Source organism: Microbacterium sp. H37-C3 (genome assembly GCF_027157935.1).
GTDB lineage: Bacteria > Actinomycetota > Actinomycetes > Actinomycetales > Microbacteriaceae > Microbacterium > Microbacterium plantarum.
Map to the genome: position 1 here is coordinate 496,893 of NZ_JAPVLR010000002.1, position 13,373 is coordinate 510,265.

Sequence of the window (13,373 nt, forward strand, 5' to 3'; positions counted from 1 at the left end):
ATGCCGCGGGCCGGGTCAGGCGCCGAGCGCGGCCGAGACCACGGCGCGCGCTTCGGCCTGCACCTCGGCGAGGTGCTCGGGTCCGCGCAGGCTCTCGGCGTAGAGCTTGTAGACGTCCTCGGTGCCCGACGGGCGCGCGGCGAACCACGCGTGCTCGGTCTGCACCTTCAGGCCGCCGATCGCTGCACCGTTGCCCGGCGCGTGCGAGAGCTTTGCGGTGATCGGCTCGCCCGCGAGCTCCGTGGCGGTCACGGCCTCGCCCGACAGCCCGCCGAGCGCGGCCTTCTGCTCCGGCGTCGCCGCGGCGTCGACGCGCTGGTAGGCCGACGGCCCGAACTGGGCCTCGAGCTCGGCGTAGCGCTGCGACGGAGTCTTGCCCGTGACCGCGAGGATCTCGGCGGCGAGCAGGCACAGCAGGATGCCGTCCTTGTCGGTGGTCCACACGCTGCCGTCCTTGCGGAGGAACGAGGCCCCCGCCGACTCCTCGCCGCCGAAGGCGACGGAGCCGTCGAGCAGGCCCGGAACGAACCACTTGAAGCCCACGGGGACCTCGAGCAGCTCGCGACCGAGCGACTCGGCGACGCGGTCGATGATCATCGACGAGACGAGGGTCTTGCCGACTGCGGCATCCGCGGGCCAGCCCGGGCGGTTCGCGAAGAGGTAGTCGATCGCGACGGCGAGGTAGTGGTTCGGGTTCATCAGACCCGCGTCGGGCGTCACGATGCCGTGGCGGTCGGCGTCGGCGTCGTTGCCGGTGAGGATGTCGTACTCGTCGCGGCGCGCCACGAGCGCGGCCATCGCCGACGGCGACGACGGGTCCATGCGGATCTTCTCGTCCCAGTCGAGCGTCATGAACTTCCAGGTCGGGTCGACCTCGGGATTCACGACGGTCAGGTCGAGGCCGTAGACCTCGGCGATGAGCGCCCAGTACTCGACCGAGGCGCCGCCGAGCGGGTCGGCCCCGATGCGCACGCCCGACGCTCTGATCGCGTCAACGTCGATGATCGTGGCGAGGTCGCGCACGTATGCGTCGCGGAAGTCGTACTGGCCGCGCGCGTCGAGGTCGATGTCGGCGTGACGGGTGCGGTGCACGCCCTCGAGACCTGCGGCGATGAGCTCGTTCGCGCGGTCGGCGATCCACGAGGTCGCGTCGGTGTCGGCAGGTCCGCCGTGCGGGGGGTTGTACTTGAAGCCGCCGTCGCGCGGCGGGTTGTGCGAGGGCGTCACGACGATGCCGTCGGCGCGGCCCGCATCGCCGAGCGCGCGGCCCCGGTTGTAGGTCAGGATCGCGTGGCTGAGCGCGGGCGTCGGCACCCACGAGTCGCGGGAGTCGACCCGCACGTCGACGCCGTTCGCGACGAGCACCTCGATGGCGCTGCGCTCGGCCGGGAGCGAGAGCCCGTGCGTGTCGCGCCCGAGGAAGAGCGGGCCCTCGATGCCCTGAGCGCGCCGATAGTCGACGATCGCCTGGGTCGTGGCGAGGATGTGGTCTTCGTTGAAGCTCGTCGACAGCGACGAACCGCGGTGGCCGCTCGTTCCGAACGCGACGCGCTGCCCGGGGACCGCGGCATCCGGCTTCCGGTCGTAGTAGGCGGCGATCAGCTCATCGATGTCGATGAGGTCGGATGCTTCTGCGGGCGCTCCTGCACGGCTCATAGTGCTTAGTCTGCCCGTTTCCGGGCGCGGCGGTGACGGATTGACACGGCACTCACGGCCGATCGTGCGCGTTCGTCGCGGCGAGCAGCGCGGCGAGGACTGCTCTGAGCGCGGGGGAGTCGGCCTGCGAGCGCCGGTGCACCGCGGAGATATCGCGCGTCGACGCGGGAGCCTCGGTCGGCACCGCGACGAGATCGGGTCCGAGGTCGCCGCGTCCCAGGCGCGGCACGAGCGCGACGACCGCTCCGGTTCGGGCGAGCTCGATGTGGTTCTCGAACTCCATCGACTCGTACAGCACGCGGGGGGCGCCGCCGATGCCGTCGAACAGCCGCCGCAGCCACTGCCGGCAGATGGTCGTGTCGAAGGTGGCGACCCACTGCTCACGCGCGAGGTCGGCCGGGTGCAGGACGTTACGGCCGGCGAGCGGATGGTCGCGATGGAGGATGACGTCGGCGACATCCGTGAACAGCGGCGTGACGACCAGGTTCTCGGGGATCGCGAGGGCGACGCCGCCCCACTGGTGGACGATGCCGAGGTCGCGCTGGCCCGAGGCGACGAGCGCCACCGTCTCCCAGGGCTCGCTTTCGCGCACGGGCAGGCGCAGGTCGGGGTGGGCGGCGGCCAGACCCACGAGCACGGGAGCGAGCAGCCCGCGCACGACGGTCGAGAACGCGGCGAGGCGCAGCTCGCCGGTGACGCGGCCGTCTCCGTCCGCACCGACGCCGGCGTGCAGGTCGGCGCGCAGTCGCTCGAGGTCGGCGAGGATCGGGGTCGACCCGACCACGAGCTGCGTTCCGGCAGCCGTGAGGGCCACACCGCGGCCGACGCGTTCGAGCAGTGCGACACCGGTCTCGCGCTCGAGGCGCTTGATCTGCTGCGACACCGCCGAGGGTGTGAATCCCAGAGCGGATGCCGCGGCCGCGACGCTGCCTTCCCGTGCGACGGTTCGCAGCGAGTGGACGGCATCCAGATCGATCATGAAGTGATGCTACCGATTCGAGTGGAGAAAGCATCGCTTGTTGTTGATGGTCCTGGGCGGTGGACTGAGCCTCGTGACTCGACGCGACATGATCCTGGCGGCTGCGGTGGCGGCCCTGTGGGGGTTCAACTTCCTCGTCATCGACTGGGGCATGGCCGGCATCCCGCCCCTGCTGTTCGTGGCGATCCGGTTCGCCGCCGTCGCCGTCTTCGCGGTCGTGGTCCCGCGCCCTCGGGCCGGCTGGGGGTCGGTGATCGGGGTCGGGCTGTTCATGAGCCTCGGCCAGTTCGCGCTGCTGTACCTGTCGCTCGGGCTCGGGCTGCAGCCGGGTCTCGCCGCGCTGCTGATGCAGGCCCAGGCGGTGTTCACCGTCGTCATCGCGGCCGGAGTGTTGCGCGAGCGCCCCACACCGGGGCAGGTGATCGGCGTGGGCCTCGGGATCGCCGGGCTCGCGACCGTCGCCGCCGGCCGTGGGGGAGACGCTCCGGCGCTCGCCGTCGTGCTCGCGCTCGGCGCCGCCCTGTCGTGGGCCGTCGGCAACGTGATCGCCCGCCGCGCCGGCGTGGTCACCGGGCGCGGTCCGCTCGGGGCGCTCTCGCTCACCGTCTGGTCCGCCCTCGTCGTGCCGGTGCCCGCGCTCGTGCTGGCGCTGGTGTTCGAGGGCCCGGAAGCGATCGGCGCGGGTCTTGCCGGGTTCGGCATCCGCGCCCTCGTCTCGACGGTCTACACCGCGGGGCTCTGCACCCTCGTCGGCTACGCGATCTTCAACGGTCTGCTGGCGCGCAATCCGTCAGCCGCCGTCGTGCCGTGGGTGCTGCTGGCCCCCGTCGTGGCGATGGCGGCGGCCGCGGCATTGCTCGGACAGATCCCCGCCCCCGCCGAGATCGTCGGCGGAGCGGTGCTCGTGCTCGGCGTGCTCGTGACCAGCGTGCGCGTGCCGTGGGCGCGCCGGTCTAGGCTCGTTGCGTGACGCCCGAGCACGACGACCAGCCCGCCCGCCGCACCTACAGCTATCTCGGGCCGGCGGGGACCTTCACCGAGGCCGCCCTCGCCCAGGTGCCCGAGGCGCGGGACCAGATCTGGCGGTCGGTGCGCAACGTCGGCGAAGCGCTCGCGGATGTCGTGGACGGACGCTCGGATGCCGCGATGATCGCGATCGAGAACTCCGTCGACGGCGGAGTCTCGACGGCGCAGGACGCGCTGGCCACGATGCCGGGTCTGCGGATCGTCGGCGAGTACCTCGTGCCCGTGAACTTCGTGCTCGTGGCGCGGCCCGGCACCCGGATCGAGGACGTCTCGCTGATCGCCGCGCACCCGGTCGCCTACGCGCAGTGCCTGCAGTGGCTGCTCAAGACGCTCCCCGAGCACGCGCACCTGCCCGCCGCGAGCAACGTCGCCGCCGCGGTCGGCCTCATCGACGGGGTCAGCGACGCCGACGCGGCGATCGCGCCTCCCGGCATCCTCGAGCATCACGACCTCGAGCTGCTCGCATCCGACATCGGCGACAACGAGCACGCGGTCACCCGGTTCGTCCTCGTGAGCCGCACGGTCGCCCCGCCATCGCCGACGGGGGCCGACAAGACCTCGCTCATCGCGGAGCTGCCCGATGACCACCCGGGTGCGCTGCTCGAGCTGCTGGAGCAGTTTTCGACCCGCGGCATCAACCTCTCGCTGATCGAGTCGCGGCCGATCGGCGACGCGCTCGGACGGTACCGGTTCGTCATCGACGCCGACGGCCACGTCGCCGACGAGCGCATGGCCGACGCCCTCATGGGCGTGCGGCGCTTCAGTCCGAAGGTGCTGTTCCTCGGGTCTTACCCGCGCGCCGACCGGGCGATCGTCCGCTACCCGCAGCGGTACTCCGACGACGTCTTCGTCGAGGCGCGCGACTGGCTGCGTGCCCTGATCTCCGGCGAGCCCGAGGCCTGACCCGCCCCCTCCCCACGCGTCGAGTCGCCAGGAAGTGCGGATGCCGGGGGCGCCGGACCCGCGGTTTGTGGCGAGTCGACCGGTGGGGCCGGGTCAGGCGGCCAGGAGCTCGAGGGTGCGGATGCGGGCGGGAGCGGCATCCGGCTGCTCGCCGTCGTGCGCGGCCGACACCGGCGAGACCATGACCTCGTCGACGCCGTGCTGCGCGGCGAACGCGGCGAGGGCGGCCTGGGCCTCGGGGCCGGTGCCGACGAACCAACGCGAGCGCAGGGCGTCCAGCAGCGGTGCGGCGAGGTGGTCGGTCGCCTCGGCGGCGGCGGCCTCCTCGACGGTCTCGAGGGCGATGAGCGGACGGTTTCCCCGCAGGCGTGCCATCATGCGGGCCTGCGGCAGCATGAGGGCTTCGGCCTCCGCATCGCTGTCGGCGACGACGGCGTTCGCGGTGAGGAACGTCCGCGGCGCATCGAGGGTCTCGGACGGCCGGAACTGGTCGCGGTAGAGCCCGAGCGCACGGTCGAGGCCTTCACCCGAGAAGTGGTTCGCGAACACGTACGGCAGGCCGAGGGCGGCGGCGAGCTGCGCCGAGTAGTCGCTCGATCCGAGCAGCCAGACATCCGGCGTCGTCGTGGCGGCGGGCGTCGCGTGGACGTCGTACGTCCCGCCCGACGTGAACCGCACCGTCGCGCCGTCGCCGGTCACGAGGGCCAGAATGTCGCGGACGTTGTCGGGGAACCGGTCGACGTCGCTCGTCGTGCCCGACTGACGCAGCAGCTGCGTGATGACGGGATCGCTGCCGGGGGCCCTCCCGATGCCCAGGTCGACGCGTCCGGGGGCGATCGCCTCGAGCGCCGCGAACTGCTCGGCGACGACGAGGGGTGAGTGGTTGGGAAGCATGACGCCTCCGGAGCCGACCCGGATGCGGGAGGTGCGCGCTGCCGCGGCTGCGATGAGCACCGGCGGGGTCGTCGAGGCGACGGCCGGCATGTTGTGGTGCTCGGCGAACCAGTAGCGGCGGTAGCCGAGCTCGTCCGCCCGCTGCGCGACGGTCAGCGACGCCGCGATGGCCTGCGCGCTGGTCTGTCCCGTGCGCACGGGCACGAGGTCGAGCACGGACAGGGCGGGGCGGGATGCATCAGTCATATCGCCTCTGTCAACCGCGCGGCCGCCGTGGGCATTCCCGCGCCCGCCTCACCGCGCCCGCTTCACCGCACCCGCCTCACCGCGCCCGCTTCACCGCCTCGTACGCCTGCAGCGCCGCCTTACGGGTCGCCGCGAGGTCGACGATCGGCTCGCGGCCTGCGCTGTCGGGCGCCCATTGCCCGATGTACAGTCCTTTCGGGTCGAACTTCTCGGCCTGCCGCTCGGGGTTGAAGATGCGGAAATAGGGCGACGCGTCGGCCCCTGATCCCGCGACCCACTGCCAGTTGAAGGCGTTGCTGGCGCCGTCGGCGTCGACGAGGGTGTCCCAGAACCACTGCTCGCCGAGTCGCCAGTCGATGAGCAGGTTCTTCGTGAGGAAGGATGCCGTGACCATCCGCACCCGGTTGTGCATGTAGCCGGTGTGCCAGAGCTCGCGCATCCCGGCATCCACCATCGGCACGCCGGTCTCGCCCTTCTCCCACGCCGTCAGGTGCGCCGGGTCGAGGGCCGGCCAAGGGAAGGCGTCGAAGCCCTTGCGCCAGTTTTTCGTCGCGAGATCGGGGAAGTGGTAGAGCGTGTGCCAGGCGAACTCGCGCCAGCCGAGCTCGGAGAGGAAGCGCGAGGCGGAGGTCGCATGGGCGCCGGTGCCGCCGCCGGTTTCGACTCCTGCGTGCCAGACGGTGTGCGGGCTCAGCTCGCCCCATCGCAGGCGCGGCGAGAGCAGCGAGGTAGCTCCCGCGCTAGGTTCGTCGCGGGCCGCGTCGTAGGTGCCGAGGTCGTCGTCGAGGAACTCGCGCAGGCGTGCGCGCGCCGCCGCCTCGCCGGGCTGCCAGCGCTCGCGCAAACCGCCCGCCCAGTCGGGCCGGGTGGGCAGCAGCTCCCAATCGTCGAGGTCGTCGCCGGCGGGCGACGAGTGCAGGCCGGGGACCTCGTCCGGCCGGGGGAGTGGCTCACGCGGGGCGGGCAGGTTGCGTGCCGCGTTCCAGAACGGGGTGAACACCGAGAACGGAGTGCCGCTCCCGGTCTTCACCGTCCACGGCTCGAACAGCACGTTCGCCGCGAACGATTCGACCTCTACGCCGTCGGCGCGCAGACCGTCCTTCAGGTCGGTGTCGACAGCACGCTCGGCTCCGCCGTACCGGCGGTTCCAGTACACAGCTCCGGCACCGATGTCGTCGACGAGCGACCGGACGGCGGATGCCGCAGCTCCGCGGCGCAGCACGAGATGCGACCCGCGAGCGCGCAGATCGTCGGCGAGCGATGCGAGCGAGTGGTGCAGCCACCACCGTGCGGCGCCGCCGAGCGGGCGGATGCCCGCAGACTCCTCGTCGAGCACGTACAGGCCGACGACGGGCTCCCCGCGGTCGAGGGCGGCGCGCAGCGCGGGGTGGTCGGCCAGGCGCAGGTCGTCGCGGAACCAGACGATCGAAGGCGAGCTCATCCCGTCATCCTGTCGGGCCACTCCTGCGTCAGCGAGCGGTTGACAGCGCGGACGCGCGGGATTCAGTCGCCGGGCAGCTTATGCCCGGCCGGCACGGCGACGACGAGGCCGCGCGGGTCGATGCGCGTCTGCACGTGCTTCGCCTCGCCGAACTCGTCGCCGTCGAGCTGCACAGGGTGCGGCTCCTGCGGGGCGAGCGCAACGCCGCGGCCTCGCGAGTAGACGACCGCGTTGTCCTTCGTCCGCAGCGCGAGCACACGGCGTCCGGCCCGGAACTTCCGCAGGAAGCTGTTATCCCACGCGACGCGGCGCCACACGAGCAGCCAGCCCCAGAAGCCCTTCGGCTGCATGATGACGACATCGAGCTGGCCGTCGGTGATCGAAGCCTCGGGAATGAGGGCGATGCCGGCCTGCAGCGACCCGCAGTTCGCGAAGAGCACGCTTTGCACGCGAGCCGCGTGCATGCGGTGCCCGTCGAGCTGGTAGACGACGCGGAACGGCTTGGCGTTGACGATCGAGCGCGTCGCGCCGTCGACGTATGCGACCCAGCCCACCGACTTCTTCAGCTGCGGGTTGGTGTTGGCGATCATCGCCGCGTCGAGCCCCATGCCGCCCATGACGACGAACGCGTGCTTCTCGACCTCGCCGCTCTCGCGGGTGATCCGCGCCCAGCCGACGTCGATCGCGGTCCGGTCGCCGCTGAAAGCTGCTTCGATCATGGTCTCGGGCTCGGTGAGGGGCAGACCGAGGTTGCGGGCGAGCAGGTTCCCCGTGCCGCTGGGGACGATGGCGAGCGGGATGCCGCTGCCGCTCATCTCTCCCGACACGGCACGCACCGTACCGTCGCCGCCGGCCACGAGCACGACGTTGACGCCCGACTCGAGCGCCTGACGCGTGACGTCGTCGCCGAGGTCGTCGACCGTCGTCTCGTAGAAGAGGGGCTCCTCCCACCCGGCGGCCTCGGCGGCGCGGAGCACCTGCTCGCGCAGAGCGTCGCCGTCGACCTTGATGGGGTTGTAGACGAGGGCCGCCTTGGGATTGGGCTTCTCCGAGCCGCCCGACATCGGCTCCGTCTCGCCCTCGGGGCCGACGCGGCGTGCCTCGCCGGTCTCACCGTCGGACGTGTCGGGCGCGACGTCCTCGGGCTCGCGGATGACGTCGTCGGGAGCCGCCGCCTGTTCCGGGTCGGGGGTCTGGGAGGTGGGATCGTCGGAGCGCTCCCGCGAGGAGGTGTCGTCGGACTCGGTCGCCATGGCTACACCCTAGGGGTGGCGGACGGCGGGCGATTGCCCCTTGCGCCGGGCGGCCGCGGGGGTACGGGTGCGCTGATCCGGCTGCGCGGATGCGGGCGACCCTAGACTTGACGCGTGATCGACCTCGCATTGCTCCGTGAACAGCCCGACCTGGTGAAACTCTCGCAGGTGAAGCGCGGGAACTCGTCGGAGAGCGTGGATGCGGCCATCGCCGCCGATCGCGAGCGCCGCGAGGCCATCACGACGTTCGAGCGGCTCCGTGCCGAGCAGAACGCCCACGGCAAGAAGGTCGCGCAGGCGCCGAAGGACGAGAAGGCCGCGCTCGTCGCCGAGGCCAAGCAGCTCAGCGAACGGGTCAAGCAGGCCCAGCAGGCCGTCACCGCCGCCGAGGAGGCCGCCGACGCCGCGCTCGCCCGCATCGAGAACATCGTCATCGATGATGTGCCCGCGGGCGGCGAGGCCGACTTCGTCACGCTCCGCACGCACGGTGAGCCGCCGTCGTTCGACTTCGAGCCGCTCGACCACCTCGCCCTCGGCGAGAAGCTCGGCGCCATCGACATGGAGCGCGGCACGAAGGTCGCCGGCAGCCGCTTTTACTTCCTCAGCGGCATCGGCGCGCGCCTCGAGATCGCGCTCATGATGCTCGGCCTCGACCGTGCCCTCGCCGCCGGGTTCACGCCGCTGATCCCGCCGACGCTCGTGCGTCCCGAGGTCATGCGGGGCACCGGGTTCCTCGGTGAGCACGCCGCCGAGGTGTACCACCTCGAGGAGGACGACGCCTACCTCGTCGGCACGAGCGAGGTCCCCCTCGCCGGGTACCACATGGACGAGATCCTCGACCTCGAGCGCGGCGCCAAGCGCTACGCCGGATGGTCGACCTGTTACCGGCGCGAGGCCGGCTCGTACGGCAAGGACACGCGCGGCATCATCCGGGTGCACCAGTTCAACAAGCTGGAGATGTTCGTCTACACGACGCCCGCCGACGCGGCGGCCGAGCACCTGCGCCTCGTCGAGATGCAGGAGCGGTTGCTGCAGGACCTGGGGCTGTCGTACCGCGTCATCGACGTCGCTGCCGGCGACCTCGGCTCGAGCGCGGCGCGCAAGTACGACATCGAGGCGTGGGTGCCCACGCAGGGCGCGTACCGCGAGCTCACGTCGACCTCGAACTGCACGACGTACCAGGCGCGTCGCCTCGACATCCGTCACCGCCCCGACGGCGGCAAGACCGAGCCGGTGGCGACCCTCAACGGCACGCTCGCCACGACCCGGTGGATCGTCGCCCTTCTCGAGACCCATCAGCGGGAGGACGGCTCGGTCGTGATCCCCGAGGTGCTGCGGCCCTATCTCGGCGGCCTCGAGGTCGCGGAGCCGATCGCATGACCGGCGCCGACGGCGGGATGACCGAAGCGCCCGACGCGCTTCCCGACGAGGGCGGCATCGAGGTCGTCGCGCCGCGCGATGCGGCCGAGATCGTCGAGGACGTCGCCGAGGTCATGCCGGCGGTCGCCGGCGCCTCGCGCCTGATGATCGTGCTCGACATCGACGGCACCGTGCTGCTCGAGGACGAGACGCTCAGTCCCGGCGTGGTGGAGGCGGTCGCCGACGCGCACGCGGCCGGTCACGAGGTGATGCTCGCGACGGGACGCTCGTGGGAGGGGACGCACGGCATCCTCGGCTCGCTCGCGCTGAACCCCGACTACGTCGTGTGCTCGAACGGTGCCGTGATCCTCAAGCGGATCGACGACGACTTCGCCGACGTGCTCGCGTACGAGCGCTTCTTCATCGAGACGTTCGACCCGAGCGAGGTGCTCGGCCTGCTGCGTCAGCACCTGCCGCACGCCCGCTACATGGTCGAGCTGCCCGATGGGCGCCGCCTCTACACCGAGGAGCTTCACGACTGGAACCTGCACGACGCCGACAAGGTCGCCTTCGCCGAGCTGTCGGAGCAGGAGGTGTGCCGCGTCGTCGTGGTCTCTCCCGATGAGACCGACTCAGACTTCGTCGAGCTGGTCGACCGCATCGGCCTGAACAAGGTGTCGTACGCGGTGGGCTGGTCGGCCTGGCTCGACATCGCGCCGCAGGGCGTCGACAAGTCCACGGCGCTCGAGCGGGTGCGCACGTGGCTCGACATCGAGCCGGCCGACGTCCTCGTCATGGGCGACGGCCGCAACGACATCGGGATGTTCCGCTGGGCGCGCGAGCGCGGCGGGCGGGCGATCGCGATGGCGCAGGGCGCGACCGAACTGCTGGCCGAGGCATCCGAGACCACCGTGTCGGTTCAGGAGGGCGGCGTCGCGGCCATCCTCCGCTCGCTCTGACCGGGGCCGCGGGCGGCTAGGATCGAAGCTCAGCGGTTCACGCCGCTGGGAGGGTTGTCCGAGCGGCCGAAGGATCCAGTCTTGAAAACTGGTGGGCAGCAATGTCCCGTGGGTTCGAATCCCACACCCTCCGCCAAAATCGCTTCCGCACGCCCGGCTTCCGGCTCTGCGGGCTAGAGCAGCCCGCGAGCGGCGAGTTCGGCGCGCAGCGCGGGCACGATGTGCTCCGCGTACGCGACGGTCAGGTGCGTGCGGTCGTACCGCGTCGGGATGTCGCCCGCGAAAGCGGGGCAGACGAGCTCCCAGCAGGTGAAGGGCAGTGAGCTCACCGCGTGGTTGCCGGATGCGGCCGCCACCTGCTCGGCCGCCGACTCCATCTGGCCCCACGTGCTCGAGACGCCGGCCGCGCATCCGTACGGCGAGGCGGCGGGGGAGTAACAGCGCCCGAGATCGGCGCCCTCCGGCGGCGGCGCGAGGTGCACGATGCGGCCCGGCATCCCGTAGGTGTCGGCTTCGGCCTCCTGGGCGGCGAGCAGCGCATCGGCCGAGAGGTCGGCGCCGTCGGGGGTGTGGCCGAGCGTGTACGCGTTCGACATCACGACGAGGGTGGGCGCGTCGGCGAGGATCATCGCGCGGACATCGGCCTTGCGCTGCGGGCATGCCGTCATGACGCCGGCGCCGTCGTTCTGCACCGCGACGTCGGTGAAACGGCATCCGTAGAGGCCGACGGCCGTCACGCGGATGCCGCCGTCGCTGTCGTCGGCGAGCTTGCGGAACGCCGGGGCGTAGGCCATCGCGGTCGAATCGCCGACGAGATAGACGTGGACCGGGGCGTCGGAGCTGCCCGTGGAGCAGCCCGCGGCGGTCGGCGACACCTCGGGCGAGAAGCAGTCGCGAGCCGGGTTGCTCGCCGACGACCGGGTCATGACCTCGTCGAGCGAGGGATGCAGCTGGGGCCACTCGGTCGCGGTCGCGGCCGCGGCGAGCTCGGCCTGCAGGGCGGCGATCGGGTCGCCGGGGTCCGCGTTCGCCGCGTCGCTCGCGGCGTCGGCGGCGCCCGCGGGCGGGAAGGCGACGAGCGATGCCGTGAGGCCGCCGAAGACGTTCTGGACGACGAGCACGACGGCCAGGGCGGCGATGCCGAGCCCGGATGCCGCGAGCAGCGCCGGCGGGCCGAAGCGGGCGCGCCACGCGGCCCAGGGCGCGGAAGCGGGCACCGGCTCGGGCGCAGCGGCGGGGGCGGGTTCGGGGCTTGCGATGGCGCGCGGCGCTGGAACCTCCGGAACGCCCGGGCCGTCGCCGAGGTCCGCGCGGCTCAGCTCAGGAGCGCCGCTCGACGCGCTCGTGGACGTGGCCGAGGGCACCCCGGGGTAGTACCGCGTCCCGGGAGTCCAGCCCGCGGGGCGGGTGCTGAGCGCGCGTGGAGCCGGTGCTGGAGCGGCATCCCGAACCGGCGCCGCAGTGCGAGCCGGCACCGGGGCCGCGGCGGCATCCTCGAGCGGCGTCTCGCTTGATTCGCCGCCGACGGGCCGGCCGTACGGCGCGAACCGGAACGGCCGTTCGACGAGGTGGTACGACGCCACGGCCAGGACGAGGGTGATCGCCAGCACGAGCGCCGTCGTGGCGTCGCGGGCGGGCAGCAGCACCGCGGCGAACACGATGACCGGGAAGTGCCACAGATACAGCGAGTACGACACGTCGCCCGCGAAGACGCTCACCGGGTTCGTCAGCGGGAAGAGATGCCGGTGCCGCGGGTCGCCCGGCACGCCGCCGGCGAGGACGAGCGCCGTCGCGGCGACGGGAAGGACGGCCCACGGAGCCGGGAATCCGCCCGCCTCGGGATCGATGACGGCGAAGGCCACGATGAGACCCCCGACACCGATCCACGACACGAGTCCGCCGACGACGGGCGGGATGCGGCGCAGCAGCGGCACCGCCGCGGCGAGGAGCGCCCCGGCCGCCAGCTCCCACGCGCGGGTGAAGGTGGAGAAGTAGGCCGGGACGGCGGCATCCGCGCTCTGCAGCAGCGCCCACGCGAACGACGCGGCGACGACGACCGCTGCGAGCGCGGCCACGGCCCCGGTCGCCGCGGCGCCGCGACGACGAGCGGCGGGCAGGAGCGAGACGGTCAGCAGGAGCAGCAGCGGCCAGGCGAGGTAGAACTGCTCCTCGACGGCGAGCGACCAGAAGTGCTGAAGCGGCGAGACCGCGTCGTCGGCGTGGAAGTAATCGGTGCCGACCGCGGTGAATCGCCAGTTCGCGGCGAGCCCCGCCGACCAGAGGGCGTCGAGGAGCGTCTGCTCGGCGCGCGGGCGATTGAAGACGACGAAGGCGCTCGCCGCTGTGGCGATGAGTACGACGACCGCGAGGGGCAGGATGCGGCGGGCGCGCCGACCGGCGAAGGCGGCGAGGCGGATGCCGCCCGTCAGCTGCACCTCGCGCAGCAGCGCGCTGGTGATGAGGAAGCCGGAGACGACGAAGAACACGTCGACCCCGACGAATCCGCCACGTGGCCAGCCGACCGCGTGCGCGCCGGTGACCGCGAGGACGGCGAGGGCCCGGAGGCCCTGGATGTCGCGTCGCGGTGTCGGGTGGGAGGGCGTGGGGCTGTTCACATGGCGTCCGGAAGGGCGTCCCCGAGTGTAGTGGGAGCGATC

The 13,373-nt window shown here is 72.2% G+C and carries 10 protein-coding genes and 1 tRNA gene; 5 read left to right on the forward strand and 6 right to left on the reverse strand.

Annotation, left to right across the window (positions count from 1 at the left end; translation table 11 throughout):
* Window positions 1-15: 15 nt before the first annotated feature.
* Together pgm and O1W71_RS07340 are read right to left on the reverse strand one after the other, a co-directional pair.
* Entirely contained in the window at window positions 16-1,656 is a 1,641-nt protein-coding gene (gene pgm / locus O1W71_RS07335; protein ID WP_269267204.1) for a phosphoglucomutase (alpha-D-glucose-1,6-bisphosphate-dependent), read from the reverse strand.
* A 52-nt stretch (window positions 1,657-1,708) separates the two neighbouring features.
* Entirely contained in the window at window positions 1,709-2,635 is a 927-nt protein-coding gene (locus tag O1W71_RS07340; RefSeq protein WP_269267205.1) for a LysR family transcriptional regulator, read from the reverse strand.
* Window positions 2,636-2,708: 73 nt separating this feature from the next.
* On the opposite strand from O1W71_RS07340, the gene O1W71_RS07345 reads away from it, so the two are divergent.
* Together O1W71_RS07345 and pheA are read left to right on the forward strand one after the other, a co-directional pair.
* A complete protein-coding gene (locus tag O1W71_RS07345; protein WP_269267206.1) occupies window positions 2,709-3,605 on the forward strand; it encodes an EamA family transporter in 897 nt (298 codons plus the stop codon).
* Window positions 3,602-4,564, forward strand: coding sequence for a prephenate dehydratase (pheA, locus tag O1W71_RS07350; protein WP_112616472.1), 963 nt, complete (start codon window positions 3,602-3,604; stop codon window positions 4,562-4,564). Before O1W71_RS07345 ends, pheA begins: the two co-directional genes overlap by 4 nt.
* Before the next feature lie 93 nt (window positions 4,565-4,657).
* Here pheA and O1W71_RS07355 read toward each other — a convergent pair whose 3' ends face one another.
* The 3 genes from O1W71_RS07355 to O1W71_RS07365 form a co-directional block, all read right to left on the reverse strand.
* Complete coding sequence (locus O1W71_RS07355) at window positions 4,658-5,704, reverse strand: LLM class flavin-dependent oxidoreductase (protein ID WP_269267208.1); 1,047 nt, start codon at window positions 5,702-5,704, stop codon at window positions 4,658-4,660.
* 76 nt (window positions 5,705-5,780) lie between these two features.
* Entirely contained in the window at window positions 5,781-7,145 is a 1,365-nt protein-coding gene (locus tag O1W71_RS07360; protein ID WP_269267209.1) for a cryptochrome/photolyase family protein, read from the reverse strand.
* A gap of 62 nt (window positions 7,146-7,207) precedes the next feature.
* Entirely contained in the window at window positions 7,208-8,398 is a 1,191-nt protein-coding gene (locus O1W71_RS07365) for a diacylglycerol/lipid kinase family protein (RefSeq protein WP_331282648.1), read from the reverse strand.
* 114 nt (window positions 8,399-8,512) lie between these two features.
* On the opposite strand from O1W71_RS07365, the gene serS reads away from it, so the two are divergent.
* The 3 genes from serS to O1W71_RS07380 all read left to right on the forward strand — a co-directional run bounded on the left by serS (window position 8,513) and on the right by O1W71_RS07380 (window position 10,852).
* Window positions 8,513-9,778: a serine--tRNA ligase gene (gene serS, locus O1W71_RS07370; protein ID WP_269267210.1), complete on the forward strand. Its 1,266-nt coding sequence runs from the start codon at window positions 8,513-8,515 to the stop codon at window positions 9,776-9,778.
* Window positions 9,775-10,716, forward strand: coding sequence for an HAD family hydrolase (locus tag O1W71_RS07375; RefSeq protein WP_269267211.1), 942 nt, complete (start codon window positions 9,775-9,777; stop codon window positions 10,714-10,716). Before serS ends, O1W71_RS07375 begins: the two co-directional genes overlap by 4 nt.
* A 48-nt stretch (window positions 10,717-10,764) precedes the next feature.
* Window positions 10,765-10,852, forward strand: a tRNA-Ser gene (locus tag O1W71_RS07380).
* Between the two features lie 37 nt (window positions 10,853-10,889).
* On the opposite strand, the gene O1W71_RS07385 is transcribed toward O1W71_RS07380, so the two are convergent.
* The gene (locus O1W71_RS07385) at window positions 10,890-13,331 is read right to left on the reverse strand and encodes an acyltransferase family protein (RefSeq protein WP_269267212.1); all 2,442 of its coding nucleotides are present in this window, start codon (window positions 13,329-13,331) and stop codon (window positions 10,890-10,892) included.
* Window positions 13,332-13,373: the final 42 nt, after the last annotated feature.

Excerpts from the sequence above, each read along its gene's own strand:
- pgm (WP_269267204.1), bottom strand. The coding sequence starts at position 1,656 with ATGAGCCGTGCAGGAGCGCCCGCAGAAGCATCCGACCTCATCGACATC.
- O1W71_RS07340 (WP_269267205.1), bottom strand. The coding sequence starts at position 2,635 with ATGATCGATCTGGATGCCGTCCACTCGCTGCGAACCGTCGCACGGGAA.
- O1W71_RS07355 (WP_269267208.1), bottom strand. The coding sequence starts at position 5,704 with ATGACTGATGCATCCCGCCCCGCCCTGTCCGTGCTCGACCTCGTGCCC.
- O1W71_RS07360 (WP_269267209.1), bottom strand. The coding sequence starts at position 7,145 with ATGAGCTCGCCTTCGATCGTCTGGTTCCGCGACGACCTGCGCCTGGCC.
- O1W71_RS07365 (WP_331282648.1), bottom strand. The coding sequence starts at position 8,398 with ATGGCGACCGAGTCCGACGACACCTCCTCGCGGGAGCGCTCCGACGAT.
- O1W71_RS07375 (WP_269267211.1), top strand. The coding sequence starts at position 9,775 with ATGACCGGCGCCGACGGCGGGATGACCGAAGCGCCCGACGCGCTTCCC.